This window comes from Ruegeria sp. SAZA006 (assembly GCF_059613465.1).
Genome location: NZ_JBXWSO010000014.1, coordinates 463816 through 489790, shown reverse-complemented (window position 1 = coordinate 489790; position 25975 = coordinate 463816). Strand labels below are relative to the sequence as shown.

27 protein-coding genes are annotated in these 25975 nt (G+C 64.5%); 14 read left to right on the top strand and 13 right to left on the bottom strand.

Features of this window, described 5'->3' with window-relative positions; translation table 11 throughout:
* The first annotated feature begins 1 nt into the window (after position 1).
* The 3 genes from paaK (at position 2) to AC2FNZ_RS14535 (ending at position 2199) form a co-directional block, all read left to right on the top strand.
* Positions 2–1312 carry a phenylacetate--CoA ligase PaaK gene (gene paaK, locus AC2FNZ_RS14545; protein WP_496841062.1) on the top strand — a complete coding sequence of 437 codons (1311 nt, stop codon included), beginning with the start codon at positions 2–4 and terminating at the stop codon, positions 1310–1312.
* Between the two features lie 3 nt (positions 1313–1315).
* Complete coding sequence (locus tag AC2FNZ_RS14540) at positions 1316–1912, top strand: TetR/AcrR family transcriptional regulator (RefSeq protein ID WP_170339736.1); 597 nt, start codon at positions 1316–1318, stop codon at positions 1910–1912.
* A 71-nt stretch (positions 1913–1983) separates the two neighbouring features.
* Positions 1984–2199: a hypothetical protein gene (locus AC2FNZ_RS14535; RefSeq protein WP_093965007.1), complete on the top strand. Its 216-nt coding sequence runs from the start codon at positions 1984–1986 to the stop codon at positions 2197–2199.
* Here the strand turns inward: AC2FNZ_RS14535 and AC2FNZ_RS14530 are convergent, their stop codons facing one another.
* The 10 genes from AC2FNZ_RS14530 to AC2FNZ_RS14485 form a co-directional block, all read right to left on the bottom strand.
* On the bottom strand, positions 2200–2958 hold the full coding sequence (locus AC2FNZ_RS14530; protein ID WP_496841061.1) for a Phenylacetic acid catabolic protein: 759 nt from the start codon (positions 2956–2958) through the stop codon (positions 2200–2202).
* A gap of 13 nt (positions 2959–2971) precedes the next feature.
* On the bottom strand, positions 2972–4045 hold the full coding sequence (locus AC2FNZ_RS14525) for a 2Fe-2S iron-sulfur cluster-binding protein (RefSeq protein WP_496841060.1): 1074 nt from the start codon (positions 4043–4045) through the stop codon (positions 2972–2974).
* Between the two features lie 10 nt (positions 4046–4055).
* Positions 4056–4517: a 1,2-phenylacetyl-CoA epoxidase subunit PaaD gene (gene paaD / locus AC2FNZ_RS14520; protein WP_170440437.1), complete on the bottom strand. Its 462-nt coding sequence runs from the start codon at positions 4515–4517 to the stop codon at positions 4056–4058.
* Between the two features lie 6 nt (positions 4518–4523).
* Positions 4524–5285, bottom strand: coding sequence for a 1,2-phenylacetyl-CoA epoxidase subunit PaaC (gene paaC, locus AC2FNZ_RS14515; protein WP_496841059.1), 762 nt, complete (start codon positions 5283–5285; stop codon positions 4524–4526).
* A complete protein-coding gene (gene paaB, locus AC2FNZ_RS14510; protein ID WP_005978248.1) occupies positions 5285–5569 on the bottom strand; it encodes a 1,2-phenylacetyl-CoA epoxidase subunit PaaB in 285 nt (94 codons plus the stop codon). The genes paaC and paaB overlap by 1 nt, the downstream gene beginning before the upstream one ends.
* Positions 5570–5592: 23 nt before the next feature.
* Entirely contained in the window at positions 5593–6585 is a 993-nt protein-coding gene (paaA, locus tag AC2FNZ_RS14505; RefSeq protein WP_170340298.1) for a 1,2-phenylacetyl-CoA epoxidase subunit PaaA, read from the bottom strand.
* Between the two features lie 15 nt (positions 6586–6600).
* Entirely contained in the window at positions 6601–7803 is a 1203-nt protein-coding gene (gene pcaF, locus AC2FNZ_RS14500; RefSeq protein ID WP_496841058.1) for a 3-oxoadipyl-CoA thiolase, read from the bottom strand.
* A 191-nt stretch (positions 7804–7994) separates the two neighbouring features.
* Complete coding sequence (locus AC2FNZ_RS14495; RefSeq protein WP_093964517.1) at positions 7995–8387, bottom strand: carboxymuconolactone decarboxylase family protein; 393 nt, start codon at positions 8385–8387, stop codon at positions 7995–7997.
* Positions 8371–9495, bottom strand: coding sequence for an aromatic ring-hydroxylating oxygenase subunit alpha (locus tag AC2FNZ_RS14490; protein ID WP_496841057.1), 1125 nt, complete (start codon positions 9493–9495; stop codon positions 8371–8373). The genes AC2FNZ_RS14495 and AC2FNZ_RS14490 overlap by 17 nt, the downstream gene beginning before the upstream one ends.
* Positions 9492–10379: a MurR/RpiR family transcriptional regulator gene (locus AC2FNZ_RS14485; RefSeq protein ID WP_496841056.1), complete on the bottom strand. Its 888-nt coding sequence runs from the start codon at positions 10377–10379 to the stop codon at positions 9492–9494. Before AC2FNZ_RS14485 ends, AC2FNZ_RS14490 begins: the two co-directional genes overlap by 4 nt.
* Before the next feature lie 68 nt (positions 10380–10447).
* On the opposite strand from AC2FNZ_RS14485, the gene AC2FNZ_RS14480 reads away from it, so the two are divergent.
* Genes AC2FNZ_RS14480 through AC2FNZ_RS14455 form a run of 6 tightly spaced genes read left to right on the top strand, consistent with a single transcriptional unit; the run spans position 10448 to position 18067 of the window.
* Entirely contained in the window at positions 10448–12901 is a 2454-nt protein-coding gene (locus AC2FNZ_RS14480; RefSeq protein ID WP_496841055.1) for an FAD-dependent oxidoreductase, read from the top strand.
* On the top strand, positions 12898–13977 hold the full coding sequence (locus tag AC2FNZ_RS14475; RefSeq protein ID WP_496841054.1) for an alcohol dehydrogenase family protein: 1080 nt from the start codon (positions 12898–12900) through the stop codon (positions 13975–13977). Before AC2FNZ_RS14480 ends, AC2FNZ_RS14475 begins: the two co-directional genes overlap by 4 nt.
* Positions 13974–14552 (top strand): dimethylsulfonioproprionate lyase family protein, encoded by a 579-nt coding sequence (locus AC2FNZ_RS14470; protein WP_496841053.1) that lies wholly within the window; start codon positions 13974–13976, stop codon positions 14550–14552. The genes AC2FNZ_RS14475 and AC2FNZ_RS14470 overlap by 4 nt, the downstream gene beginning before the upstream one ends.
* Positions 14549–15655, top strand: a complete 1107-nt coding sequence (locus tag AC2FNZ_RS14465) for a mandelate racemase/muconate lactonizing enzyme family protein (RefSeq protein WP_496841052.1) — start codon at positions 14549–14551, stop codon at positions 15653–15655. The genes AC2FNZ_RS14470 and AC2FNZ_RS14465 overlap by 4 nt, the downstream gene beginning before the upstream one ends.
* Positions 15652–16758 carry a mandelate racemase/muconate lactonizing enzyme family protein gene (locus tag AC2FNZ_RS14460; RefSeq protein WP_496841051.1) on the top strand — a complete coding sequence of 369 codons (1107 nt, stop codon included), beginning with the start codon at positions 15652–15654 and terminating at the stop codon, positions 16756–16758. The genes AC2FNZ_RS14465 and AC2FNZ_RS14460 overlap by 4 nt, the downstream gene beginning before the upstream one ends.
* A 10-nt stretch (positions 16759–16768) precedes the next feature.
* Positions 16769–18067: an aspartate aminotransferase family protein gene (locus tag AC2FNZ_RS14455; RefSeq protein ID WP_496841050.1), complete on the top strand. Its 1299-nt coding sequence runs from the start codon at positions 16769–16771 to the stop codon at positions 18065–18067.
* Here AC2FNZ_RS14455 and AC2FNZ_RS14450 read toward each other — a convergent pair.
* From AC2FNZ_RS14450 to AC2FNZ_RS14440, 3 genes are all read right to left on the bottom strand, one after another.
* On the bottom strand, positions 18064–18282 hold the full coding sequence (locus AC2FNZ_RS14450) for a DUF1127 domain-containing protein (RefSeq protein ID WP_496841049.1): 219 nt from the start codon (positions 18280–18282) through the stop codon (positions 18064–18066). The genes AC2FNZ_RS14455 and AC2FNZ_RS14450 overlap by 4 nt on opposite strands.
* Before the next feature lie 123 nt (positions 18283–18405).
* A complete protein-coding gene (locus AC2FNZ_RS14445) occupies positions 18406–18801 on the bottom strand; it encodes a carboxymuconolactone decarboxylase family protein (RefSeq protein ID WP_170440446.1) in 396 nt (131 codons plus the stop codon).
* 2 nt (positions 18802–18803) lie between these two features.
* Positions 18804–19622 carry a cyclase family protein gene (locus tag AC2FNZ_RS14440; protein WP_496841048.1) on the bottom strand — a complete coding sequence of 273 codons (819 nt, stop codon included), beginning with the start codon at positions 19620–19622 and terminating at the stop codon, positions 18804–18806.
* Between the two features lie 251 nt (positions 19623–19873).
* Between AC2FNZ_RS14440 and AC2FNZ_RS14435 the strand changes: the two genes are divergently transcribed.
* From AC2FNZ_RS14435 to AC2FNZ_RS14415, 5 genes are all read left to right on the top strand, one after another.
* A complete protein-coding gene (locus AC2FNZ_RS14435) occupies positions 19874–21970 on the top strand; it encodes a 3-hydroxyacyl-CoA dehydrogenase NAD-binding domain-containing protein (RefSeq protein ID WP_496841047.1) in 2097 nt (698 codons plus the stop codon).
* Positions 21970–23145 (top strand): acetyl-CoA C-acyltransferase, encoded by a 1176-nt coding sequence (locus AC2FNZ_RS14430; RefSeq protein WP_496841046.1) that lies wholly within the window; start codon positions 21970–21972, stop codon positions 23143–23145. The genes AC2FNZ_RS14435 and AC2FNZ_RS14430 overlap by 1 nt, the downstream gene beginning before the upstream one ends.
* A gap of 102 nt (positions 23146–23247) precedes the next feature.
* The gene (locus AC2FNZ_RS14425) at positions 23248–24438 is read left to right on the top strand and encodes an acyl-CoA dehydrogenase family protein (RefSeq protein WP_496841045.1); all 1191 of its coding nucleotides are present in this window, start codon (positions 23248–23250) and stop codon (positions 24436–24438) included.
* A gap of 1 nt (position 24439) precedes the next feature.
* On the top strand, positions 24440–25567 hold the full coding sequence (locus tag AC2FNZ_RS14420) for an acyl-CoA dehydrogenase family protein (RefSeq protein ID WP_496841044.1): 1128 nt from the start codon (positions 24440–24442) through the stop codon (positions 25565–25567).
* Positions 25548–25967, top strand: a complete 420-nt coding sequence (locus AC2FNZ_RS14415) for a PaaI family thioesterase (protein ID WP_496841043.1) — start codon at positions 25548–25550, stop codon at positions 25965–25967. Before AC2FNZ_RS14420 ends, AC2FNZ_RS14415 begins: the two co-directional genes overlap by 20 nt.
* Positions 25968–25975 lie beyond the last annotated feature (8 nt).

The following is a 25975-nucleotide window of genomic DNA, read 5'->3' as shown; positions in this document are numbered from 1 at the left end:
CATGAAGGATCTGACCCCGAACAAAGCGGATCTTGACCCGATCGAGATTGCGTCGATCGATGAAATCCGCAGCTTGCAGTTGGAACGCCTGAAATGGTCGCTGCGCCATGCCTATGAGAACGTGCCGATGTACAAGCAGCGGTTCGACGAGGCCGGGGTGCATCCCGACGACCTGCAGTCGCTGAGCGATCTGGCCAAGTTCCCCTTTACCTACAAGAACGATCTGCGCGACCACTATCCGTTCGGCCTGTTCGCCGTTCCGCGCGAACAGATCATCCGCCTGCATGCCTCGTCCGGCACCACGGGCAAGCCGACGGTGGTGGGTTATACAAAGAACGACATCGACAACTGGGCCGATCTGGTGGCCCGCAGCCTACGCGCCAGCGGTCTGCGCAAGGGCGATATGATCCACAACGCCTATGGCTACGGACTGTTCACCGGCGGCTTGGGCGCACATTACGGAATCGAGCGTCTGGGCGCCACGGTCGTTCCCATGTCCGGCGGTCAGACCGAGAAACAGGTGGCCCTGATCACCGATTTCAAACCCGACGGCATCATGGTCACGCCGTCCTACATGCTCAACATCCTCGAACAGTATCACAAGGTCGGGATGGACCCGCGCGAAAGCTCGCTGTCGGTGGGCGTGTTCGGGGCCGAACCCTGGACGGATGCGATGCGCAAAGAGGTCGAGCAGGCCTTTGACATGCACGCGGTCGACATCTACGGCCTGTCCGAGATCATGGGGCCGGGCGTCGCCAACGAATGCGTGGAAACCAAGGACGGCCCGGTCATCTGGGAGGATCACTTCTACCCCGAGATCATTGACCCGCAGACCGGCCAGGTTCTACCCGACGGCGAAATGGGCGAGTTGGTCTTTACAACGCTGACCAAGGAAGGCCTGCCGATGATCCGCTATCGCACCCGCGACCTGACGCGGCTGCTGCCGGGCACCGCGCGCTCGATGCGGCGGATGGAAAAGATCACCGGCCGCAGCGACGACATGATCATCCTGCGCGGGGTCAACGTCTTCCCCAGCCAGATCGAGGAACAGGTCATGGCCACCGGCGGCATTGCCGCGCATTACCAGATCGAGCTGTACAAATCCGGCCGCATGGACGCGATGCGCGTCTTTGTCGAGGCAATGCCCGACGCGGCCGATGAACTCAGCAAGACCGCTGCCGCGCGGATGCTGACCAAGCGGATCAAGGACATCGTTGGCGTTTCCACCGAGATCGTTGTAGGGGACCCCGGCGATGTCGAGCGCAGCCAGGGCAAGGCCAAGCGCGTCGTTGACAACCGAGACAAGGAGTGAGGTTTGGCCCGTACGATTGCAAAAGATCACGACCAGAAACGCGCCCAGATCCTGAAATCGGCGGCGCGGGTCTTTGCCCGCGAAGGCTTCGACCGCGCCTCAATGACCCAACTGGCGCGCGAATGCGGGATCTCGAAGGCCAACATCTATCACTACTATGACAGCAAGGACGCGATCCTGTTCGACATTCTCGAGACCTATCTGCGGGAACTGCGCGACCTGATCTGCGGGCTTGAGATTGAAGGTCTCAGCCCGCCCGAAAAGCTGCACCGCGTGGTGGCCGAGATCCTGCTGGCCTATCAGGGCGTGGATGACGAACACCGGGTCCAGACCAGCGGCATGTCGGCTCTGCCCGAGGATCAGCAGCGCCTGTTGCGCGGGTATCAGCGTGACATGGTGAATTTCCTCAGTTCCATCATTGCCGAAGTCGCTCCGGACGTGTTTCGCGGCAACAGGTCCAAGCTGCGCTCGGCCACGATGTCGGTCTTCGGCATGCTGAACTGGTATTACATGTGGAATTCCGGTGCCGATGCGCAGGCGCGCCGGGACTATGCCGCGCTGGTCAGCAACCTGACCCTGTCGGGCGTCAAGGCGCTGTAGCACCGGCCCCGCCGGCAATGTGATTTGGCTTTTGCGGGTGTCCCGGCGTTTACTTGCGGTCGGAGGGCGCCATGCAAAAACCGGAGCGGTTCGACAAATTCTATTTCGCCAAGGTCGGGATGGGCGAGGCCTGCGGCTGCGCCGAGCGCATCATCGACGTCTATGAATTCAACCGCAAGGCCGGCGCGCGTGGCGCGGGCACGTGCAAGGTGGCCCGGCCACGGCATCGCGGTCTGCGATCGCTTGCCTTGAAGTACGGCCTGATCAGCCGCCCCAGCGGGCGGTGATCACGGGGTGCGCAGGCCCAGCCGCGTGACGACCTCGGCGGCCTCGGCCAGCCAGCGGTTTTTCAGTTCGACCCCCGAGGCCCGGCGCAGGCCCATCTGGCGCAGCTTTTCCATCCGCTCGGGGTTGCCCGTGCCGAAACTTGCTGCCACGCGGGGCCACCAGTAATTGACCGAGTCCTGCATCGCCGGCGCCGCGCCCTGTTCCAACAGCTTCACCGCGCCTTCCAAGGCCAATTCACCATGATGCGCCTCGATGGGGGCGATGGCGCGGAACGCCTCGGCCAGCGGCTGATAGGACACCAGCGCGAACTCGGCCAGTTGCACGCCCACGGCCCGGCTCATCAGCAGGTTCATCACCACCGCATCGGTCCAGCCTTCGATCGGATAGTTGAAGACCGCAAGGCGCATGTCATGTTCGCTGCGCGTGGCCCCGATATCGGCGGAACGGTCCAGCCGCGCGGTCCACGGGTGATGCGTGGCGTAGCGGTCGGTATCCGCGCCGAACTCGCCCATGATCCTCAGGACGCGGTCGGCATTGTCGGTCTTTTCCAGAACGATCTTCGCCGCCGCGATGCGTTCCTTGATGCCCGGACCCTGGTTGATGATGTCGGCAAAGCCTGCCGCACCGGCCAGTTCGCTGTCGACGAAGGTCGCCATCAGCTTCAGCAGCTCGGCCCGGTATCGGGGTGGCACGTTGGTCGGGTTGGTCAGAACGCCGCCTGCGGCCAGGTAGCTTTCGATGCTCATGTCTTCGGCCATGGTCCCTCTCCCTTTACTGGTCGTAATCGACGACGACATTGTCGGTCAACGGGTAGGCCTGGCAGCTGAGTACATAGCCTTTTTCGACCTCGTAATCCTCGAGTGCGTGGTTGGCGACCATCTCGACCTCGCCTTCAATCACCTTGCAGCGGCAGGTCGAACAGACGCCGGCCTTGCAGGCATAGGGGGCGTCCATCGCGTTTTCCAGCGCCGCGTCCAGAATGGTCTGGTCCTTGGGCATGGTGATGGTCTGGGTGGCGCCGTCCAGCGTGACCCGCGCCTGGGTCTGATTGGCCTGCGCGGCGCTGGCGGCATCGTCCTGCTTGCGCTTGGCGCGGCCCGGTTGGGCGCTTGCGAACAGCTCGAACTTGATCTGGCTGTCGTCCAGCCCGTGTTCTCGCAACGCCTCGGCAATGCCCAGCATCATCGGCTCGGGGCCACAGATGAAGGCGGTGTCGGTGTTTTCGACGTCGATCCAATGCTGGAACAGTTCGGCGCATTTTTCCCTGGTCACCAACCCGGTGAACAGATCGATCTCCTGCGCGTCGGTTTCCAGGATATGGATCACGTTCAGGCGGCCCATGTACTGGTTCTTCAGGTCTTCCAGCTCTTCGCGGAACATGATCGTGTTCACGCCCTTGTTGGCATAGACCAGCGTGAAGCGCGCATTCGGCTCGCGTGCCAGCGTGGTCTTGAGGATCGACAGCACAGGCGTGATGCCCGACCCGCCGGCAAAGCCCAGGTACTGCCGGTGCGCGGACGGGTCCAGCGGCGTGTGGAATGCTCCCATCGGCGGCATCGCCTGCAGCCTGTCGCCCACTTTCAGCTCGGTGTTGGCCCAGGTCGAAAAGGCGCCGCCCTCGACCCGTTTGATGCCCACCTGCAGAACGCCGTCATCCTTGCCCGCGCAGATCGAGTAGGATCGGCGCAGCTCTTCCCCGTCAAATTCGCGGCGGAAGGTCAGGTACTGGCCCTGGACAAAGTCGAATTCCTCGGCCGCGCCGTTCACCGGCTTCAGCGTGACCACGACCGCGTCGCGGATGGTCTTGTGGATGTCGGTGACTTCCAGATCGTGAAAACGTGCCATCCGGTCCTCCTCAGATGCACTTGAAATAGTCGAAAGGTTCCAGGCAGTCGGTGCAGCGCCAATGCGCCTTGCACGGGGTCGAGCCGAACTGGCTGACCTTTTCCACCGCCGTGCTGCCGCAATGCGGGCAGCGGTCCGGTCCGCCTGCGGGCTGGGGTGGTGCGATGCCGTATTCCTCAAGCTTCGCGCGGCCCTTGTCGCTGAGCCAATCGGTCGTCCAGGCCGGAGAGATGCGGGTCTCCAGCTTGATCTTGTCGATGCCGTGGTCGCGGAGGGCGGTTTCGATGTCCATCGCGATGACCGAGGTCGCCGGGCAGCCGGAATAGGTGGGCGTCACGGCAACCTTCAGCGTGTCGCCCTCCCAGGCCACATCGCGCACGATGCCCAGATCGACGACCGAGATCACCGGGATCTCGGGGTCGGGCACGGCGTCGAGCCATTCCCAGACCTGCTCTACGGTGGCACGGTTCATCGGCCTTTACCAGGTTGCGCCCGGATAGGCCCGCTGCAGCCACTGCATCTGGGTCAGTAGATGGCCCAGATGTTCGGTATGCATGCGCCCGTCGCGGCCGCCCTTGTGGGCAAAGCGGCTGTCGGGAATGGTCAGGGTGGCTTCGGTCAGTACGCGCTGAACCAGCACGTCGTATTCCTCGCGCAGGCTGGCCGGATCGGGGGCGATGCCCGCGGCGGCCAGCTCGGCATCGACCTCGTCGCTGGCGAACATCTCGCCCACATAGGGCCAGAGGTAATCCAGCGCCTCTTGCATTCGCCTGTGGCTTTCCTCGGTGCCGTCGCCCAGCCCGACAACCGTGTCGCTGGACCGTTCCAGGTGATAGGCGACCTCTTTGCTGGCCTTCTCGGCAATCGCCGCGACCCGGTCGTCGGACGATTTCATCAGCCGGCCCAGCATGATCGAGTGCCACGCATCAAACAGGAACTGGCGCATCAGGGTGCGGCCGAAATCACCGTTGGGCACCTCGACCAGCAGCACGTTGCGGAAATCCCAGGCGTCGCGCAGAAAGGCCAGATCGTCGGCGGACTTGCCTTCGCCCTGAATCTCTCCGGCCAGGCCCAGCCACATCTGCGTCTGGCCGATCAGGTCCAGCGCGGTGTTGGCCAGCGCGATGTCCTCCTCCAGAACCGGCGCGTGGCCGCACCACTCGCTGACGCGATGGCCCAGGACTAGCGTGTTGTCACCCATCCGCAGCAGGAATTGCAGGAATGCCTCGTCGCGGGTCATCACATCGCCCCCACTTCTTCGGGGATGTCGAAAAAGGTCGGATGACGATAGACCTTGCTCTCGCTGGGCTCGTACAGCGGGCCCTTGTCGCTGGGCGAACTGGCGGTGATGTTGTTGGCCTCGACCACCCAGATCGAGACGCCCTCGTTGCGGCGGGTATAGACGTCGCGGGCGTTCTTGATCGCCATTTCGGCATCGGGCGCGTGCAGCGAGCCGACATGGCGGTGGCTCATGCCGTGCTGGCCGCGAATGAAGATTTCCCACAGGGGCCATTCGTTTTTCATCAGATGTCCTCCTATCGGGTGGGTTATTCGGCTGCGACCTTGCGGGCGCGTTTCTTGCGGGCATGTTCCAGCAGACCGTCACGCACCCATTTGCCGTCGTCCCAGGCCTTGTTGCGGGCGGCCAGGCGGTCGGTGTTGCAGGGGCCGTTGCCCTTGATCACGTCGAAGAATTCCGACCAGTCGGGCTGAGTGAAATCGTAATGCCCGCGCTCTTCGTTCCATTTCAGGTCCGGGTCGGGGATGGTCAGGCCCAGATACTCGGCCTGCGGCACGGTCTGATCCACGAATTTCTGGCGCAGCTCGTCATTGGTGTTGATCTTGATCTTCCACGCCATCGACTGGGCCGAATGCACCGAGTCCTTGTCGGACGGGCCGAACATCATCAGCGACGGGTACCAGAACCGGTTCAGCGCGTCCTGCGCCATCTTGCGCTGTTCGGGCGTGCCCTCGGCCATCTTGCGGATCGCGTCATAGCCCTGGCGCTGGTGAAAGCTTTCTTCCTTGCAGATGCGGATCATCGCGCGCGAATACGGCCCGAACGAGGTGCGCTGCAGCGGCACCTGGTTCATGATCGCCGCCCCGTCGACCAGCCAGCCCACCGCGCCGATATCGGCCCAGTTCAGCGTGGGATAGTTGAAGATCGAGCTGTATTTCATCCGCCCGTCCAGCAGCATCTCGGTCAGTTCGTCGCGGCTGACGCCCAGGGTTTCGGCGGCGCAGTACAGGTACAGGCCATGCCCGGCCTCGTCCTGCACCTTGGCCAGCAGGATCGCCTTGCGTTCCAGCGTGGGCGCGCGGGTGATCCAGTTGCCTTCGGGCAGCTGTCCGACGATCTCGGAATGGGCGTGCTGGCCGATCTGGCGGATCAGCGTCGCGCGATAGTCGTCGGGCATCCAGTCCTTGGGCTCGATCTTGATGTCGGCGTCGATCTTGTCCTGAAAGGCGCGTTCCTGCTCGGTCATTTCCTCGCGGGATTTGACGCCTGTTCCTGCCGTCTTGATCATCTGAGCGTACATGTCGGGTCTCCTCCCTTACACGCGTTCGAGAATAAGCGCGGCGCCTTGGCCTACGCCCACGCACATGGTGCACAAGGCATAGCGCCCGCCGGTGCGGCGCAGCTGATAGGCCGCCGTCATGACCAGCCGCGCGCCGGACATGCCCAGCGGATGGCCGATGGCGATGGCACCACCATTGGGATTCACATGGGGTGCGTCATCGGCCACGCCAAGTTCACGCAGGGTGGCCAGACCCTGGGCCGCGAAGGCCTCGTTCAATTCTATCACATCCATCTGCTCGATGCTCAGCCCCGTGCGGGCCAGCACTTTGCGGGTGGCCGGGACCGGGCCGATTCCCATGACCCGAGGCTCGACCCCCGCGACCGCCATGCCCACGACACGGGCCATCGGGGTCAGGCCGTTCTTCTGCGCGGCAGCTTCGTTGGCCAGCAGAATGGCCGCGGCGCCGTCATTGACGCCCGAGGCATTGCCTGCCGTCACCGTCTTGTCCGGCCCGTTGACGCCCTTCAGGCCTGCCAGCTTTTCGGCCGTGGTGCCGGGGCGGGGGTGTTCGTCGGTGTCTACCACCAGCGGGTCGCCCTTGCGCTGGGGGATGGTGACGGGGGTGATTTCCTCGGCAAAAACGCCGGCCTGATGCGCGGCCGCCCAGCGGGCCTGGCTGCGCGCGGCAAAGGCATCCTGATCGGCGCGGCTGATGTCATAGTCCTCGGCCACGTTGTCGGCCGTCTGCGGCATCGAATCCGTGCCGTACATCTGCTGCATCTTCGGGTTCACGAAACGCCAGCCGATCGTGGTGTCGTAAACGGCATTGGAGCGGGAAAAGGCGCTGGTGGCCTTGGGCATTACGAAGGGCGCGCGCGACATGCTTTCGACGCCACCGGCAATCGCCATGTCATAGTCCCCCGCCTTGATGGCCCGCGCGGCCATGCCGACCGCATCCATGCCGCTGGCGCACAGGCGGTTGATCGTGGTGCCGGGCACCTGAACCGGGAAACCGGCCAGCAGGGCGGCCATGCGCGCCACGTTCCGGTTGCTTTCGCCGGCCTGGTTGGCATCGCCCAGGATCACGTCATCCAGGCTGGCCCAGTCCACCTGCGGGTTCCGCTCTTTCAGCGCAGCCAGCGGGATCGCGGCCAGATCGTCGGTGCGAACCTGGGACAGGGCCCCGCCATAGCGTCCGATCGGGGTGCGCTGTGCGTCGCAGATGAAAGCGTCCATGCGTCAGAACCTCGTGTCTTGCGTCCGGGTCAATAAGTGACCGCTTGGTCGGGTAATACGCCCGGAAGCGATTCGCGGCAAGAAAAATGTAACGCGATTGGGCATCAAATCGAATTTCAGTAACGTATTTGTGCTGACATGAGAAAACCCGCACGGGGGCGGGCGATCTCGATCATCGGGGCAGGAACCGGCTAAAGCTGACCGGCCTCGGTCAGAACCTTGCGCGCCACGCGAAAGCACTCCAGCGCCTGCGGGACGCCGCAATAGATGCCGACGACATGGATGATCGCCCGGATTTCCTCCTTGCTGACGCCGTTGTTCAGAGCTCCGCGACAGTGGATCTCCCACTCGTGCATCTTGCCCAGGGCGCCGATCATCGACAGGTTCATCATCGAACGGGTCTTGGGGTCGATCACCTCGTCCCCCCAGCCAAAGCCCCAGCACCAGGCGGTCATGGCCTCTTGAAACGGGCGGGTGAAATCGTCCGCCGCGGCCAGGTTCTTTTCCACGTAATCGTCTCCCAGCGTCGCCTTGCGCTGCGCCAGTCCTTTCAGGAACAGGTCTTCGTCAAAGATGTCGGGCATCGTCTACTCCGCTTGCATTTGTATCTACCGCCTCGCGCATCCATTGCTGCAAGCGGGCGATCGAATGTTCCGACATTACGCCGCAAGCCGGGTCCAGCACCAGCGGGCCGGGGCGATAGCCGCGCGATTTCAGGCCGCGATGCACGCTTTCAACCAACCGGATGTCTTCTTCCACCGTGGTTTCCCGGTCCTGCACTGCCAGTTGGCGGATCACTGCGCTTTCGGACCCGCCCTCGGTGTACCATCCGCGCCAGACGGTGCAGTGATCGGCATCCTGCGCGCGCCAGTGATAGGTGTTCAGCACATTGCCGGGGTAGCACTGGAACGAGAACATCGGCCACAGAAACCACGACTGGTAATCGCCCGCATGGGGCACCGACAGGTCTATGGGATAGGTCATCTTGTCGAGGCTCTGACACTCGGTGGTATGGCGCAGGACGTATCCGCCGCCTGCATCGGGTCGAATGTCATAGGTTTCGGGTTTGACCACGCCGGTGGCAAAAGTCGGGTGATTGGTCGGGCAGTGATAGCATTCCGAGTAGTTCTCGATGCTGACCTTCCAGTTGCAGTTCTCGGGTATCTCGACCCATTCCAGCGGCTCAAGATCGTCGATCTGCGGGACAAAGGCGCGGATTTCCGCGCGCACGCCGGGGTACCAGTCGTCCATTGGCGCTGCATCGTCGTCGAGGTTGACGAAGATGAAGCCGTTGAAAAGCTCGGTCCGCACCGGGGTCAGGCAGATCGCGCTGCGGTCGAAGCCCGGAACCGACTTGATGTTGGGCCCGGCGCGCAGGTGCCCGGTGAGTTCATAGGTCCATGCGTGATAGGGGCAGACGACGACGCGGGTGTTGCCGGCCCCGGTCACCATCTCATGCGCGCGGTGCTGGCAGACATTGTAGAAGGTGCGGATTTCGCCGTCGCGCCCGCGGATGCAGAACAGGTTTTGGCCTGCGATTTCAAAGGCGAAATAGTCGCCCGGCTCGCGCACCTGCGCCACATGGCCGGCAAATTGCCAGGTGCGGGCCAGAAGGCCCTGTTTCTCCTGCTCGAATATCGCCGGGTCGGTGTAATAGCGGGCTTCCAGCGAGCGGGTCAGCGGTGCGGTCATTCAGGCTCCTCCGCATAGAGGCCAAGTTGGTGTCGGCGGCGGTGAAACCGCTCGACACGCTCGACGATTTCATCGCTGGACAGGGCGACCACGAAGGACAGAAGTGTCTCCAGCAGCGCGATGGTCGAAACCGATGACGGAAAGAACTGGGGCGTGTCGGCGGCGACGACAAACCCATGTTGCGCGTTCAGAACGACCGGGCTGGCGGGGCTGTCGGAAATGCCGACCACAGTCATGCCCTGTTCGCGGGCCAGCTTCACCGCCTCGATCACCTCGGTCCGGTAGGGGTGGCAGGTTATAGCGATCAGCACGTCCTGTTCATCGGCCCAGGCCAGATCGTCCACCGGGGTCGAGCCGGGGCGGGGAATGGCGTGGAACTGCTTCATCCCGGTCGAGGCGAGGTAGGTAAAGTTACGCGCGTTCGCGTTGTTGACGCCGACGCCCAGCGTAAAAACCTGCCGCGATGTCCAGATCGCCTCGGCTGCGGCCTGCAACCGGATGGCGTCGATCCCGGCGAAGGTTTCCTCGATATTTCGGATCGCAGCCCCGACCATATCGGCATAGAGCCCGCCCAACTCGCCGGATTTGCCGATTTCCTGCAGCCAGCGGGCGCGGTCGGGGAACGACACGGTGCCACGGCGGATGGCGTCGCGGAACGGCGCGCGGAAGTCCTCGTAACCCTCAAACCCCACCTGCCGTGCCATGCGGACGAAGGTGTTGGGTTTCACGTTTGCGGCCTCGGCGATCTCGCGCACGGTCGAAACGCCCACATCCGCCGGGTTCTCCAGCACATAGCGGGCGGCCTTCTGCGCCTCGGGCGTTAGGGCGTCCCATTCACGGGTCAGCCGGTCAAGAACGGCGTTTGATACATTTGTGTCATTCATGATTGACGATGGTACAAATGTGGCCTTAGCCTGTCGAGAAGAAAAGCGACTCGGTGAGAGGAAAAATCATGTCCGGGAAGGAACTGCCGTCAAAGGCCCGCGTGGTGATCGTGGGCGGGGGTGTCATGGGCGTCGGTCTGGCCTATCACCTGGCGCATGAGGGCTGGACGGATGTCGTTCTGCTGGAAAAGGCCGAGCTGACCAGCGGCAGCACCTGGCATGCGGCCGGGCAGATCACCCATTCGACAAGTTCCTTTGGTCTGGGCAAATGCGTGGACTACAACATCGGGCTATATTCCGGTGCGCTTGAGGCCGAGACCGGGCAGGCGGTGACATGGCACGGCTGCGGCTCGTTCCGGCTGGCCTATACCGAAGACGAGATGGACTGGCTGCGCCATACCCTGTCGGTGGGCCGGTCGCTGGGCTTCAACATTGAACTGGTCGGTGCCGACCGCGTGGCCGAACTGCACCCGTTCTACAACCTCGACGGGGTTCTGGGCGCGCTGCATACGCCGGACGACGGGCATGTGGACCCGACGAACGTGACCATGGCCATGGCGGCGGGGGCGCGTCAGCTGGGCGCGCGGATCATCCGCCGCTGCCGGGCCACCAACATCACCCAGGCGGCCAATGGCGAATGGGTGGTCCAGTCCGAACGGGGCACGATCCGCTGCGAACACGTGGTGAATGCGGGCGGCACCTATGCCCGACAGATGGGCGAATGGTCGGGCCTGCAACTGCCGATGACCTCGATGACTCACCACTATTTCGTGACCGAACCGGTGCCACAGTTCCAGGACCTCGATCACGAGCTACCGGTGATCCGCGATGATCGCAAGGTCTCGGGCTATATCCGCATGGAGCAGAAGCGCGGGCTGATCGGGATCTACGAGAAGGAGAATTCGAATTCGGTCTGGCACGACCATTGCCCGTGGGACTATGAAAACTGGCTGTTCGATGCCGATTACGACCGGGTTATGCCGTGGCTTGAGGAGAGCCTGAACCGGATGCCGGTTTTTGCCGATCTGGGGATCCAGCGCGAGGTTCACGGGGCGATCTCGCACCCGCCCGACGGCAATCCGCTGATCGGCCCGGCGCCGGGGGTGCGAAACTATTGGTGCTGCTGCGGCACGCAGATCGGCATCGGCTGGGGCCCGGGCCTGACGCGCGAACTGGCGCGGTGGATGGTGCATGGGGCGGCGGACATCTCGATGCGCGACTATGATCCGCGCCGGTTCGGGGCCTATGCCACCAAAGACTGGCAGGTCACCAAGGCGCATGAAGATTACAAGCTGCGCCACGAAATTCCGTTTCCGCATTTCAACCGTCTTGCCGGGCGGCCGATCAAGCCGTCCCCGCTGTATGACCGGCTGAAAGCCAAGGGGGCGGTGTTCGAAGAGGCCTATGGCCACGAGCGCCCCCGCTGGTTCGCAAAGCATGGCGTTGAACAGCGCGACCATTATTCCTTCCGCCGCAATGTGGTGCACGACATGGTCGCCGCCGAATGCAGGGCCGTGCGCGAGGCGGTCGGCATCATGGATATCTCGGCTTTCACCAAGGTTGAGGTCAGCGGCCCGGATGCCCGGGCCCTGCTGAACCGGCTGGTTGCCAACCGCCTGCCGCAAAAGGTGGGCGGCATCGCGCTGACCCACATGCTCAACCGCCGTGGACGGATCGAGCTGGAGACCACGGTCGTGAAACTGGCCGAGGACCGGTACTACCTCGTCTGTGCCGCCTTCTTCGAGCAGCGCATGCTGGATCACCTGACCCAGCATCGCGACGAAGAAAACGTCGATATCACCCTGCGATCCGACGACTGGGCCGCGCTCAGCCTCAATGGCCCCCGGGCGCGCGAGGTTCTGGCCGCCTGCACCGAGGCGGATCTGAGCAATGCCGGTTTCAAGTGGCTGACCGCGCAGGAAATCGACGTGGCGGGTCACCGGCTCTGGGCTTTCCGCATGTCCTATGCCGGTGAATTGGGATGGGAACTGCATATGCCGCGTGACAGCGCCTTGGCCGTCTACGATGCGCTCTGGGCCGCGGGCGCGCCGCTGGGCATCGCCGATTACGGGTCGTTCGCTATGAACGCGCTGCGGATGGAGAAGGCCTTCAAGGGCGCGGGCGAGTTGACCAACGAGGTCACCCTGGCCGAGGCCGACGTGCTGCGCTTTGCCCGCACCGACAAGGAATACCTGGGCAAAGACCGGACCCTGAACCCCGATCTGCGCTGGGTCTGCGCCTATCTGGAGATCGAACCGGATGGCCAGAACGATGGGCACGGCGGCGAGGCGGTCCTGCTGGACGGCAAGGTCGTGGGTTCCACCGCTTCGGTGGCCTACGGGCACACGGTCGGCAAGATCCTTGCCTTTGCTTATGTCAATCCGCAGGCCAATGTGGCGGGAACCGAAGTGCAGGTGGTGATCGCCGGCGCGCCGCGTCCCGGGCGGATCCTGGGTGCGCCCGCCTATGACCCGCAAAGCCTCCGGCCCCGCACCGATACCGCGATGGAGGCTGCAGAATGATCCCGAAGACCATGAAGGCCATGGTCCTGACGGGGCATGGCGATCTGGACAAATACGAATGGCACGAGGACTGGCCCACGCCCACACCCGGCCCGATGGAGGTGTTGATCAAGGTCGGCGCCTGCGGGCTGAACAACACGGATGTGAACACCCGCACCGGCTGGTATTCCAAGGCGGTGGACGAGGCCACCACCGGCGGCGCCTATTCCGAGGTGGATGACGACGACAGCACTTGGGGCGGCGCACCTTTGACCTTCCCACGCATCCAGGGCGCGGACGCGGTCGGAACAGTCGTGGCCGTGGGCGAGGGGGCCGATCCTGCGATCATCGGCCGGCGGGTGATCGTGGCGGGCTGGCTGCGCGACTGGTCCGAGCCGATGAACCGCGACAAGGCCGGGTATTTCGGCTCGGAATGTGACGGCGGCTTTGCCGAATACACCAAGGCCGACATCCGCGGCGTGGCGGCGATCGACTCCGACCTGAGCGATGCGGAACTGGCGACCTTCAGTTGCTCCTACGTGACGGCCGAGGGCATGTTGGACAGGGCGCAGGTCGGCGAGGGCGACACGGTTCTGATCCCTGGCGCCTCGGGCGGTGTGGGCGGGGCGCTGATCCAGCTGTCCAAGCTGCGCGGCGCACGCGTGATCGCCATGGCCAGCGAAGCCAAACACCCCGAGGTCGCCAAACTGGGCCCGGATCGCATCCTGCCGCGCAACCCCAGGAACCTCCGGGCCGAGCTGAAAGGCGAACGGATCACCGTCGTCGCTGATGTCGTGGGCGGAGAGATGTGGCCCAAACTGATCGACATGCTGGAGCGTGGCGGGCGCTATACCTGTTCGGGCGCGATTGCCGGTCCGATCGTGCAATTCGACCTGCGCACCTTCTATCTGCGCGATCTGACCTTCACCGGGTCGACCGTGAACACGCCGCAGAACTTCTTTGATGTCGTGAAATACATAGAAAATGGGCAAATCAAGCCAGCTTTGGCCGCCACTTACCCGTTGACTGAGCTGCGAGAGGCCCAGCAGGCCTTCATCGACAAGCGTCATACCGGCAACATCGTGGTGATCCCATGACCCTGGAAAACGTTCTCGAAGCCGCGCGGCACCTGCATCAGAGCCTGCCGGCGCTGTCCGAATTCGGCAACTGGCCCACCGACCTGACCGCGACCGGTTTGCAACCGCGGGCGATCCCCGCCATGCCACTGGTGCAGGCGCTGGATCAACCCGGATCCCCCCGGACAACGGGGCTGGTTCAGGCGGTCCGGTCGGCGGCGCATCTTGCCCACTGGAAACGAACCTATACCGAGGCAGAGGTCGGCGCCGATTTCCGCAATCGGTACGGGTATTTCGAACTGTTCGGGCCAACCGGTCATTTCCATTCGACCCAGCTGCGGGGCTATGTCGCCTATTGGGGAGCCGGGCTGGACTATGACTGGCACAGCCACCAGGCCGAGGAGCTGTACCTGACGCTGGCGGGCGGCGCGGTCTTCAGGGTTGGCGGAGATCGGGCCTTTGTGGGCGCTGAGGGCACGCGCTGGCACGCCAGTTGGCAAAGCCACGCCATGTCCACAGGGGATCAGCCGATCCTCACGTTCGTACTTTGGCGGGGCGAGGGGTTGAACGACCTGCCCAGAATGGACGCCGCATGAAGATCACCCGCATCTCGGTCTTTCACGTCGATCTGCCGCTTGAACATCCCTATTGGTTGTCCGGCGGACGTCTGAAATTCGAGGTGCTGGATGCCACCTTCGTCAAGATCGAAACCGATGCCGGGCTGACCGGCTGGGGCGAGGGCACGCCATGGGGCCACACCTATGTACCCGCGCATGGGGCGGGCATCCGGGCGGGGATCGAGACCATGGCGCCCTTCGTCCTCGGGCTGGACCCCCGCCGGGTTCTAGAGGTCGAGCGGGCGATGGACCACGCGCTGCCCGGGCATCTTTATGCCAAGTCGCCGATCGACATGGCCTGCTGGGACATTGCCGGACAGGCGGCCGGGCTGCCGATTGCCGATCTGATGGGCGGCGGGTCGCGCAGCCCCGCGCCGATCGCCTCATCAGTCGGGGCCAAGACCGTCGAGGAAACCCGCGCGGTGATGGATCGCTATCGTGACCGCGGCTATTGGGTACATTCGGTCAAAGTGGGTGGCGACGTGGAGCGTGACATAGAACGCATCCGCGATGTCGAGGCGCACCGCCCAGCGGGTGAGCGCATCCTTTATGACGTCAACCGCGCCTGGACACGACAACAGGCGCTGCGGGTGATGAAAGCCACCGAGGATCTGGGCGTGATGTTCGAACAACCCGGCGAGACGCTGGACGACATTGCCGCCATCCGGGCCCTGCATTCCGCGCCGGTCAGCGTGGATGAAAGCCTGGTCACCCTGCAGGATGCCACGCGCATTGCCCGCGACGGGCTGGCCGAGGTCTTCGGGATCAAGCTTAACCGTGTCGGCGGCCTGACCAAGGCCACGCGGATTCGGGACATCGCGCTGGCGCATGGCATCGACATGTATGTGATGGCCACCGGCGGCTCGGTTCTGGCCGATACCGAGGCGCTGCATCTGGCCGCCACCATCCCGGATCACAACCGCCTGGGCGTCTGGGCCTGTCAGGACATGCTGACGCTGGACGTTGCGGGCGGGCGCGGTCCACGCAACCGTCAGGGCCATCTTGAACTGCCCGAGGCCCCCGGCCTCGGCGTAGCCCCGGATGAAGATGCACTGGGGGAACAAAAGGCCGTGTACCAATGACCCGCATCACCCGCATCTCGCTCTGGCATGTGCCGCTGACCAGCCATCAGGCCTATTACATGGCCGACGGCAAGGCCTGTGACACGGTTGAAACGGTGGTTCTGGCGCTGGACACCGATGACGATCTGACCGGCTGGGGCGAGGTCTGCCCGATTCCGCATTACCTGCCCGCCTATGCGCGCGGCGTGGCCCCGGCGGTTCAGGACATGGCCCCGGTTCTGCTGGGCGCCGACCCGATCGGACCCGAGGCGTTGATGGCGCGGCTGGACCGGCACCTGCCGGGGCATGTCTATGCCAAATCGGCGATCGACATCGCGCTGTGGGATCTGACGGGGCAGGTGGCAGGGCTGCCGCTGCATGCGCTGCTAGGCGGTCGGCGGGCGCAGACGATGCCGCTCTATCACTCGATCACCTGCATCGCCCCGGCCGAGATGGCCCGCATCGCCCGCGAGGCAAAGGCACAGGGCATCACCCAGTTCCAGGTCAAGCTGGGCGCGGATGCCGATTGGCAGGCCGATGTCGAACGCCTGCGTCTGGTACGCGAGGCGGTGGGCGATGGGCCGCTGGTCTATGGCGACTGGAACTGCGGCGCCACGTCTTTGTACGCCAGCCGGGTGGGGCGGGCGGTCGCGGATCTGGATGTGATGCTGGAACAGCCCTGTGCCACGATTGAAGATTGCGCCCGCGTGCGCGCTGCCACCGGCCTGCCGATGAAGCTGGACGAATGCGCACACGACACCGCCAGCCTGCTGGCCGCGCATGCGCTGGGCTGCATGGATGCGGTCGCGGTGAAGCTGTCGAAATTCGGTGGGCTGTCGGTAGCGCGCCGCGCGCGTGACCTGTGCCTGCATCTGGGGGCGAAGATGTGCGTCGAAGACACCTGGGGGTCTGACATCACCACAGCCGCTCTGCTGCATCTGGGCGCGGCCACTGAACCCGCGCGCCTGATGAACGTGTGCGACCTGTCGGGCTATGTCGCGCCGCGGCTGGCGCCGGATGGCCCGGCCCGCAAGGGCGGTCGGATCGCGCCGCCCGATGGGGCCGGCCTGGGCGTCACGCCCGACCGCGAATACCTGGGCGCGCCGGACGTGATACTGGATTAGGGAGGCGACCATGCCGCGACATCTCAGCCAATCCGATTGGGGCCAACGCTCCCGCGCGGTGCTGCCCGGCGGCGGCTTTGGCAATTTCGACCCGTCGGTTTTCATCCGTGAGGGCCGCGGCAGCCGCGTCTGGGACGAAGACGGGACGGAATATGTCGACCTGCTGATCGGCTCGGGGCCGATGCTGCTGGGCCATGGCCACCCCGAGGTGTTGGAGGCCGTCGCCGAACAGATGCCCAAGGGCATGACGTTTTTCGCCAACAACGCGCGCGCGGTCGAACTGGCCGAGGAGATCTGCGCCGCCGTGCCCTGCGCCGATCAGATCCGCTATGTCTCGTCCGGCGGTGAGGCCGACATGTACGCGATCCGGCTGGCCCGCGCCTTTACCGGCCGCGACAAGATCGTGAAGTTCGAAGGCGGCTATCACGGCATGAGCGCCGAGGCGCAAATGAGCCTGGCCCCGTCGCGGATGGTGAATTTCCCGCAGGCGGTTCCCGACAGTGCGGGCATACCGGCCAGCGTTCAGGCCGAAATGCTGATCGCGCCGTTCAATGACCCGGACTACATCCGCTCGCTGCTGGCCGAGCACGGCAACCAGGTCGCGGGCATCATCGTCGAGCCTTTGCAACGCATCATCCCGCCCGAACCCGGTTTCTTGCAGCTTCTGCGGGACGAGGCCGACAAGTACGGCATCGTGCTGATCTTCGACGAGGTGGTGACCGGGTTTCGTTTCGCCTATGGCGGCGCGCAGGAGCTGTATGGCGTGACCCCCGACATCGCCACGCTGGGCAAGATCATCGGCGGCGGCTTTCCCCTGGCCGCGATCGCCGGGCGGGCCGAGATCATGGCCCATTTCGACAAATCCGCCGTTGGGCCAGAGAAGTGGCTGATGCAGTTGGGGACACTGTCGGGCAATCCGGTGGCCGCGGTGGCCGGGCTCAAGACGATGGAGGTGCTGCGCCGTCCCGGTCAGTACGACCGGCTGCGCGCCAATGGTCAGCGTCTGATAGACATGGCCTCGGCCGCGCTGACCAAGCGGGGGGTTGCCCATCGCGTCATCGGCGATCCGACCCTGTTCGAAATCGTGTTCACGGAAGGAAAGGTGCGGGATTATCGCGATGTGGTCCGCGCGGACACGGCCAAGGCAACCCGGTTCAATGCAGTTCTGATGCAGAACGGGATGTTCAAGTCGCCGGGCAAGACCTATCCCTCCCTGGCGCTGACCGAAGCGGACTTTGACCTGTGCAAAGCCGCCTATGCCAAGGCCGCGCAGGCCGTGGCCGAAATGCAGAGTGCGGGCGTGTCTTAGTAGACGCCCGCCATCACCAGGCGAACGATGTCTTCGCGCTTGAGGCCGCGCACAGCCAGTTCTTCGTCGGTCAACTCGCTGAGTTGCTTGATCTTGATGACCTTGGCATTTGCTTCGCCCATGCGGATCAAAGCATCATAGATGCCGCTGAACACATCGGCGACGGCCGAAAACAGGTTCAGGATTGCCGGGCGGTGCGTGCTTGTCTCTGCCATGAGCGGAGCCTCTCTGGTCTGTATGTGACCAAAGAGATTTAGACCTGATGCTGCAGTGCAGCTAGGCACTTGAGGGAATAGCCGCTGTGCATCTGGTGCAAGTCTGGCCCGACAGGCGCAGGCTCAGGCCTTGAACTGGTCGTCCACCGGCACCTGCAAAGCGGTGGCTAGGGCGTTGGTCTGGCTGGCCATCGCGATCACCGCCAGCAGTTCGGCCTGCATCTGATCGGTCAGGCCCTTGGCGCGGGCCGCGGCCGAATGGGAGTGCACGCAGTATTCGCAATTGTTGGCGACTGAAACCGCCACATACAGCATCTCCTTCATCAACGGGTCCAGCGCGCCGGGGGCCATGACGGTCTTGAGCCGCTCCCACGTCGCTTTCAGCAGCGCCGGGTCATGGGCCAGAGCGCGCCAGAAATTGTTGATGTAATCGGTGTTGCGGGTGGCGCGGATGTCATCGAAGACGGCCAGCGCCTCGGCGCTGACCTCCTCGTCCGTCAACAGGCGGACCGTGGCCATGTTCAGACCATCGCAAAGATACGCGCCGGTCCGCCCGATCCGCCACGATGGGCTGGCGCGCCGACCACCAGCGTCGCTCCGCTGGCGGGCACCTTGTCGAGATTGGCCAGGTTTTCGATGCCGTAACGGTTGGTGGGCAGCCACGCGTAATGCGTCACGAAATCGGCCGATGGCCCGTGATCCAGTGACAGCGTGTCGACGGCCAGCGCAACGGCGCCGGTACCTTCGATCAGCATCTGCGCCGCTTCGACATGGAAGCCGGGGAAATGCATCTTGCCGTCGCCGTCGGCGTTGCGAAACTCGGGCGTGGCGGTCTTGGCGGCCCATCCCGAATGCATGGCGACACAGGCGCCATCGGGGATGTCGCCATTTGCGGCGATCCACGCCTTCAGGTCATCGGGGGTCACCTGGGCATCCGGGCTCTCGGCCGCGCGGGCGGCAATGTCCACCACGCACAGAGGGCAGACGAGGTTCGCGACCGGGATTTCGTCCACCGACTGCCCATCCGCCGAGAAATGCAGCGGGGCATCGACATGCGTGCCGGTGTGTTCGTTGACGGCAAGGTTGAACAGGTTGAAGCCATGTTCCTTGAAATTGAAGGCCTGCGTCGCCTCGATCCCCGGCTGGCCGAAATAGGTGGGAAAATCGGCATCGTAGACATGGGTCATGTCCAGCACCTCGCCATGGCCGGCCGCAAGCGCCGGCGGGGCTGCTACCGTCCCAAGCGCCGTGCCTGCCGCCATCGCCGCGCCAGCCTTGAAAAAGGACCGGCGCGACAGCATCCGGTCTTTCACCGCGTTCATTACGCAAACGTCACACATTTCAAAACTCCCTGTTCTGCAATCTGTTTTCGTTCCTGGCCGAATTCATTGGCCGGGTGGGCAAAGCCTAGCACGGTTTTCCGCGATCCGGTTCACAAGTTGTTTGGGGCCCGCTCGCCGGCAAGAAATGCGGCCCGGCGGCGCAGTCGGGTATAAGGGGTTGAACCCGCGCGCGGACGGGTTCAATCTGTTGCGGAATATTGTTCCGCAATGCGGAACAAGCTCTGGTTGGCAAGAGGAGACCAAGTCTGATGTCCGAGGCGGTGGAATACGAACGGATTGGCGATATCGCGGTGCTGGCGGCGAACAACCCGCCGGTAAATGCGCTGGGCGTGGACGTGCGCCGGGGCCTGCTGGCCGGGATCGAACGGGCCGAGGCCGAGGGAGCAAAGGCGGTGTTGATCTACGGCAAGGGCCGGACCTATTTCGCGGGGGCCGACATCCGCGAGTTCGGCAAACCTCCGCAGGAGCCCTGGCTGCCCGGCCTGTGCGACCGGATCGAGGCCTCGCCCCTGCTGGTGGTTTCGGCGCTGCATGGCACGGCGCTGGGCGGCGGGCTCGAGGTTGCGCTGTCCAGCCATTACCGTGTCGCGGTCCCCTCGGCCAAAGTCGGCCTGCCCGAGGTCAATCTGGGCATTCTGCCCGGTGCCGGCGGTACCCAACGTCTGCCGCGCGTGGCCGGGGTCGAGGCCGCGCTGGACATGATCACCACCGGCCGCCATGTCCGCGCCGACGAGGCGCTGAAGCTGGGCGTGATCGACAAGGTGCAGGATGGCGACCCGCGCGAGATCGGGCTGGCCTATGCGCAGGAGCTGCTTGACTCGGGCGCGCCCCGCCGCGCGGTCGGAGAGATGCCCGCGCCGGACCCTGTCGATTTCGATGCGGTCTACGAGGCCGTTCTAAAGAAGGGCCGGGGCCAGCTTTCCCCAGCTGTCGCCGTGCGTGCCGTGCAAGCCGCCTGCGAGGCGCCCAGCTTTGCCGAAGGCATGGCGCGCGAGCGGGAGTTGTTCATGCAGTTGATGGAATCGGATCAGCGCAAGGGCCTGATTCACGCCTTCTTTGCCGAACGCGCCGTGGGCAAGCTGCCCGAACTGAAGGGTGTCGAGCCGCGTCCGGTGCATCAGATCGGGGTCATCGGCGGCGGCACGATGGGCGCGGGGATCGCCACCGCCGCCTTGTTGGCAGGTCTGCCCGTGACCTTGCTGGAGATGACGCAGGAGGCCGCCGATGCGGCCAAGGACCGGATCGCCGGAAACCTGTCAGGGGCCCTGAAGCGCGGCAAGATCAGCCAGCAGCAGTACGACTCGATCCTGTCGGACCAGTTGCAGCTTGCCACCGGTTATGACGCGCTGAGCGCCGTCGATCTGGTAATCGAGGCCGTGTTCGAGGATATGGACGTCAAGAAACAGGTCTTTGCCCAGCTGGATGCGGTCTGCAAACCGGGGGCGGTTCTGGCGACCAACACCTCGTATCTGGACGTCAATGAAATCGCCGCCACCACCACGCGCCCGCAGGACGTGATCGGGCTGCATTTCTTCTCGCCCGCCCATGTGATGAAGCTGCTTGAGATCGTGGTGGCTGACAAGACCGCGCCCGAGGTGGTCGCCACCGGTTTTGCGCTGGGGCATCGGCTGAAAAAGGTCTCGGTGCGCGCAGGGGTGTGCGACGGGTTCATCGGCAACCGGATCCTCAGCACCTATCGCACCTGCGCCGACCACATGGTCCTGGACGGGGCAAGCCCGTTCCAGATCGACAAGGCGCTGACCGATTTCGGCTTTGCCATGGGGCCGTTCGCGGTGTCCGATCTGGCCGGGCTGGATATCGGCTGGGCGGTGCGCAAACGCAAACGCGCCGAGGGGCTGGATCCACGCGCCCGCGACAGCAGCTATGCCGACAAACTGTGCGAGGCCGGGCATTTCGGACAGAAGACCGGCCAGGGCTTCTATGTCTATGAAAAGGGAAAGCGCGGTGGCACGCCCAACCCCGAGGTTCTGGACCTGATCGCGGCCGACCGCGCAGCGCAGGGCATCACCCCGCGCACGTTCACGGATGACGAGATCGTGCGGCGATATATGGTCTCGATGGTCAACGAGGCCGCCAAGGTGGTGGGCGGGGGCATCGCGCGCCGCCCCTTGGACGTGGATGTGGTGCTGCTCTATGGCTATGGGTTCCCGCGCTATCGCGGCGGGCCGCTGAAATGGGCCGATCTGCAGGGTCTGCCGGGTATTCTGGACGACATCCGCGCCTGGTCGGCCGAGGATGACTATTTCTGGCAACCCGCGCCGCTGCTGGAAAAACTCGTGGCCGAGGGCCGCAGCTTTGACGATCTGAACAAGGACGCTCAGTGATGAAACAAGCCGTAATCGTATCCGCCGCACGCACCGGGCTGGCCAAGTCGTTCCGGGGCTCGTTCAACATGACCCACGGCGCCACGATGGGCGGCCACGCGGTTCAGGCCGCGGTCGCGCGCTCGGGGCTGGACGGCACCGAGATCGAGGATTGCATCATCGGCTGCGGCTTCCCCGAGGGCGAGACCGGCGGCAACATCGCCCGCCAGATCGCCATCCGGGCCGGGCTGCCGGTCAGCGTTTCGGGGATGACCGTGAACCGGTTCTGCTCGTCGGGGCTGCAGACCGTGGCGCTGGCGGCGCAGGCCGTCACCGAGGGCAGCGCGGGCCCCATCGTGGCCGGCGGGGTCGAGAGCATCTCGCTGGTCCAGCCGAAGACCCGCCCCGTGCCCGAGGCGTGGATTCAGGAGCACAAGCCGGCGATCTACATGACAATGATCGAGACCGCCGACATCGTGGCCGAGCGCTATGGCATAAGCCGCGAAGAACAGGACGCCTACGGCCTGCGGTCGCAGCAGCGCATCGCGGCGGCGCAGGCGGCGGGCAAGTTCGACGACGAGATCGTGCCGATTCAGACCACCATGGCGGTCAAGGACAAAGAGACGGGCGAGATATCGCACCGTCAGGTCACCGTGGACCGGGATGAATGCAACCGGCCGAACACGACCCTGGAAGGGCTGGCCTCACTCGAGCCGGTGCGGGGCCCCGGAAACTACATCACCGCCGGCAATGCCAGCCAGTTGTCGGACGGCGCAGCCGCGGTAGTCGTGATGGACAGCGCCGAAGCAGAGCGTCGGGGACTGGAGCCAATGGGCGCGTTCAAGGGGTTCTGCGTGGCGGGGTGCGAGCCCGACGAGATGGGCATCGGTCCGGTCTTTGCGGTGCCGCGCCTGCTGGAACGGCATGGTCTGAGGGTCGAGGACATCGACCTGTGGGAACTGAACGAGGCCTTCGCCTCGCAAGCGCTGTACTGCCGCAACCGTTTGGGAATCGATGACGAGAAATGCAACGTGAACGGCGGCTCGATCGCCATCGGGCATCCGTTCGGCATGACCGGCGCGCGGATGGTCGGGCATCTGCTGCGCGAAGGGCGGCGGCGCGGGGCCAAGCTGGGTGTCGTGACCATGTGCATCGGCGGCGGCATGGGCGCGGCCGGTTTGTTCGAGATCTATTGAAGAAAGGGGCGCCGAGCCAGCCCATCGAGGGCCGGCCCGGCGCAGCCCGGCCCGTGGGGCCGAGCAGGCAAGGTTCCGATCGCGTCGAGGAGGAGGGCGGCTGTGGACTTGAATTATACGGACGAGGAGAAGGCCTTTCGCGACGAGGTTCGCGCCTTTCTGGCCGAGAAACTGCCCAAGGAGATCTCGGACAAGATCCGGGCTGGCCGGAACATCGGCAAGGAAGGGTATGAATGGTGGCATGCCACGCTGAACGAGCGCGGCTGGTTGAATTTCAACTGGCCGAAGGAGTTTGGCGGCGCCGAGTGGAACGCGGTTCAGCGCCATATCTTCGAGGAGGAATGCGCCGCCGCCTATGCGCCGCGCATCGTGCCGTTTGGACTGTCGATGCTGGGCCCGGTGCTGCAGAAATTCGGCTCGAAGGCGCAGCAGGACTATTTCCTGCCGCGCATCCTGAATGGTGAACACTGGTGGTGCCAGGGCTATTCCGAGCCGGGTGCCGGGTCGGACCTGGCCTCGCTGAAGACCCGCGCGGTGCGGGACGGCGACCACTATGTCGTCAATGGCCAGAAGACCTGGACCACGCTGGCGCAATACGCCAACTGGATCTTCTGCCTGGTTCGCACCGACCCCGAGGTCAAGGCACAGGAAGGAATCTCGTTCCTGCTGATCGACATGAACACGCCGGGGATCGAGGTGCGCCCCATCGTCCTGCTGGACGGAACGCCCGAGGTCAACGAGGTGTTCTTTGACGATGTGCGCGTCCCGGTCGAAAACTTGGTGGGCGAGGAGAACAAGGGCTGGACCTATGCCAAGTATCTGCTGACGCATGAACGCACCAACATCGCCGGTGTCGGCTTCAGCCAGGCGGGGCTGGACATGGTCAAACGGATTGCCCGGATCGAAACCGCGAATGGCCGCCCCCTGATCGAGAACCCGCATTTCGCCGCCCGGCTGGCGCGGGTCGAGATCGACCTGATGGCAATGGCCACCACCAACATGCGCATCATCAGCAAGGCCGCGGCCGGACAGGCACCGGGGGTCGAAAGCTCGATGCTGAAGGTCAAGGGCACGATCATCCGGCAGGAGATCAACGACCTCGCCCGCCGCGCGGTGGGGCCTTATGCGATGCCTTTCGCCTCCGAGGCGGTGGCGGGCGACAACGACCCGATCGGGCCGGACTATGCCGCGCCGGTCGCCGCCCAGTATTTCAACAACCGGAAACTGTCGATCTTCGGCGGGTCGAACGAGATCCAGCGCGGGATCATCGCCAAGGTCAAGATGGGGGGCTGAGATGGATTTCAACCTGACCGAAGAACGGCAGATGCTGCAGGACACGCTGCGGCGCTATCTGGCCGACCGCTACACGACTCCGGTGCGCAACGACATTCTGAACAGCGCGGCGGGGTTCAGCGCCGACATCTGGCGCGAACTGGCCGATCTGGGCGTTCTGGGCGCGTTGTTCGACGAAGCGGATGGCGGGTTCGGCGGGGCGGGCTTTGACATCGCCACCGTGTTCGAGGAACTGGGCCGGGCCGGGGTGGTCGAGCCGGTTCTGGACAGTTGCATTCTGGGCGGTCGGCTGATCGCGCAGGTGGGCAGCCCTGATCAGCGGACCCTGTTGGATCAGGTGATCTCGGGCGCGCTGCATCTGGCTCTGGCGCATGGTGAGCCTGCCAGCCGGTATGACCTGAGCCGGGTCGAGACCACCGTGCGGACCGACGGCACGGACCTGATCCTGAACGGGCGCAAGGCCGTGGTCGTGAATGCCGAGGCCGCCGGGCAGCTGATCGTATCCGCACGTGAAACGGGCGGGCCGTTCGATCTGGACGGCATTTCGCTGTTCCTGGCGCCCGCTGATACACCGGGGCTGGGTCTGCGCGGGTATCCGATGCTGGCCGGAGGCCGCGCGGCCGAGGTGACTCTGGACGATGTGCGCCTGCCGGAAACCGCGCGTCTGGGCGCCGCGGGGCAGGGGTTCGATCCGCTGATGAACGTTGTGGCCGCAGCCAATGTCGCGCTGGTGGCCGAGGTTTTGGGCGCGATGGAAAGCGCGGTGGAACTGACGCGGCAATACCTGATGACGCGCAAGCAATTCGGCCGCCCGATCGGGACCTTTCAGGCCCTGCAACACCGGTTCGCGGACATGCTGATCGAGCTGGAGCAGGCGCGCTCGGCGGTTATCAACGCGGCAGGGCACCTTGAAGCACCCGATCGTGACCGGCAGATTGCCGCGGCCCGCAACCTGGTGTCGCGGGTGGGCCGGCTGGCGGCCGAGGAAACGATCCAGATGCATGGCGGCATCGCCATGACGCAGGAATATGAGCTGGCGCATATTGCCAAGCGGATCGTCATGTCGGATCACAGGTTCGGCGACGCGGATTATCATTTGGAGCGGTTCATTGCACTCGGCGCAGCCTGAAGACGACCCAAGAGTCCGGCGGTCGGGCTGTCAGAACGCGATCGGGTTCGAGGTGGATCTGTCCGACCTCGACGGCCGGGCACGGTGCCATTTGACCATCCGGGTGGATCACCTGAACAGCCAGGGCATCCTGCATGGCGGCATCATCGCCATGCTGCTGGACGTGGCTTGCGGCAACACCGCCTCGGCCTGGTTCGACCGGGACGAACATCCGCTGGTTCTGACCCTGTCACTGAACACAAGCTATGTGGCGGCGGTGCGTCAGGGGCGCGTGACGGCCACGGGGCGCGCAACGGGTGGCGGGCGCACGCTGGCCTATGTGACCGGAGAGTTGCACGGCGACGACGGAACCCTGATCGCGACGGCGGCTGGAGTGTTCAAGCGCACCACGAAACGCTGAGCGCAAAA

Bases quoted from the DNA above. Each gene is read 5' to 3' on its own strand.
- paaK (WP_496841062.1), top strand. From the start codon at position 2: ATGAAGGATCTGACCCCGAACAAAGCGGATCTTGACCCGATCGAGATT.
- AC2FNZ_RS14535 (WP_093965007.1), top strand. From the start codon at position 1,984: ATGCAAAAACCGGAGCGGTTCGACAAATTCTATTTCGCCAAGGTCGGG.
- AC2FNZ_RS14530 (WP_496841061.1), bottom strand. From the start codon at position 2,958: ATGGCCGAAGACATGAGCATCGAAAGCTACCTGGCCGCAGGCGGCGTT.
- AC2FNZ_RS14525 (WP_496841060.1), bottom strand. From the start codon at position 4,045: ATGGCACGTTTTCACGATCTGGAAGTCACCGACATCCACAAGACCATC.
- paaD (WP_170440437.1), bottom strand. From the start codon at position 4,517: ATGAACCGTGCCACCGTAGAGCAGGTCTGGGAATGGCTCGACGCCGTG.
- paaC (WP_496841059.1), bottom strand. From the start codon at position 5,285: ATGACCCGCGACGAGGCATTCCTGCAATTCCTGCTGCGGATGGGTGAC.
- paaB (WP_005978248.1), bottom strand. From the start codon at position 5,569: ATGAAAAACGAATGGCCCCTGTGGGAAATCTTCATTCGCGGCCAGCAC.
- paaA (WP_170340298.1), bottom strand. From the start codon at position 6,585: ATGTACGCTCAGATGATCAAGACGGCAGGAACAGGCGTCAAATCCCGC.
- pcaF (WP_496841058.1), bottom strand. From the start codon at position 7,803: ATGGACGCTTTCATCTGCGACGCACAGCGCACCCCGATCGGACGCTAT.
- AC2FNZ_RS14495 (WP_093964517.1), bottom strand. From the start codon at position 8,387: ATGCCCGACATCTTTGACGAAGACCTGTTCCTGAAAGGACTGGCGCAG.
- AC2FNZ_RS14490 (WP_496841057.1), bottom strand. From the start codon at position 9,495: ATGACCGCACCGCTGACCCGCTCGCTGGAAGCCCGCTATTACACCGAC.
- AC2FNZ_RS14485 (WP_496841056.1), bottom strand. From the start codon at position 10,379: ATGAATGACACAAATGTATCAAACGCCGTTCTTGACCGGCTGACCCGT.
- AC2FNZ_RS14480 (WP_496841055.1), top strand. From the start codon at position 10,448: ATGTCCGGGAAGGAACTGCCGTCAAAGGCCCGCGTGGTGATCGTGGGC.
- AC2FNZ_RS14475 (WP_496841054.1), top strand. From the start codon at position 12,898: ATGATCCCGAAGACCATGAAGGCCATGGTCCTGACGGGGCATGGCGAT.
- AC2FNZ_RS14470 (WP_496841053.1), top strand. From the start codon at position 13,974: ATGACCCTGGAAAACGTTCTCGAAGCCGCGCGGCACCTGCATCAGAGC.
- AC2FNZ_RS14465 (WP_496841052.1), top strand. From the start codon at position 14,549: ATGAAGATCACCCGCATCTCGGTCTTTCACGTCGATCTGCCGCTTGAA.
- AC2FNZ_RS14460 (WP_496841051.1), top strand. From the start codon at position 15,652: ATGACCCGCATCACCCGCATCTCGCTCTGGCATGTGCCGCTGACCAGC.
- AC2FNZ_RS14455 (WP_496841050.1), top strand. From the start codon at position 16,769: ATGCCGCGACATCTCAGCCAATCCGATTGGGGCCAACGCTCCCGCGCG.
- AC2FNZ_RS14450 (WP_496841049.1), bottom strand. From the start codon at position 18,282: ATGGCAGAGACAAGCACGCACCGCCCGGCAATCCTGAACCTGTTTTCG.
- AC2FNZ_RS14445 (WP_170440446.1), bottom strand. From the start codon at position 18,801: ATGGCCACGGTCCGCCTGTTGACGGACGAGGAGGTCAGCGCCGAGGCG.
- AC2FNZ_RS14440 (WP_496841048.1), bottom strand. From the start codon at position 19,622: ATGTGTGACGTTTGCGTAATGAACGCGGTGAAAGACCGGATGCTGTCG.
- AC2FNZ_RS14435 (WP_496841047.1), top strand. From the start codon at position 19,874: ATGTCCGAGGCGGTGGAATACGAACGGATTGGCGATATCGCGGTGCTG.
- AC2FNZ_RS14430 (WP_496841046.1), top strand. From the start codon at position 21,970: ATGAAACAAGCCGTAATCGTATCCGCCGCACGCACCGGGCTGGCCAAG.
- AC2FNZ_RS14420 (WP_496841044.1), top strand. From the start codon at position 24,440: ATGGATTTCAACCTGACCGAAGAACGGCAGATGCTGCAGGACACGCTG.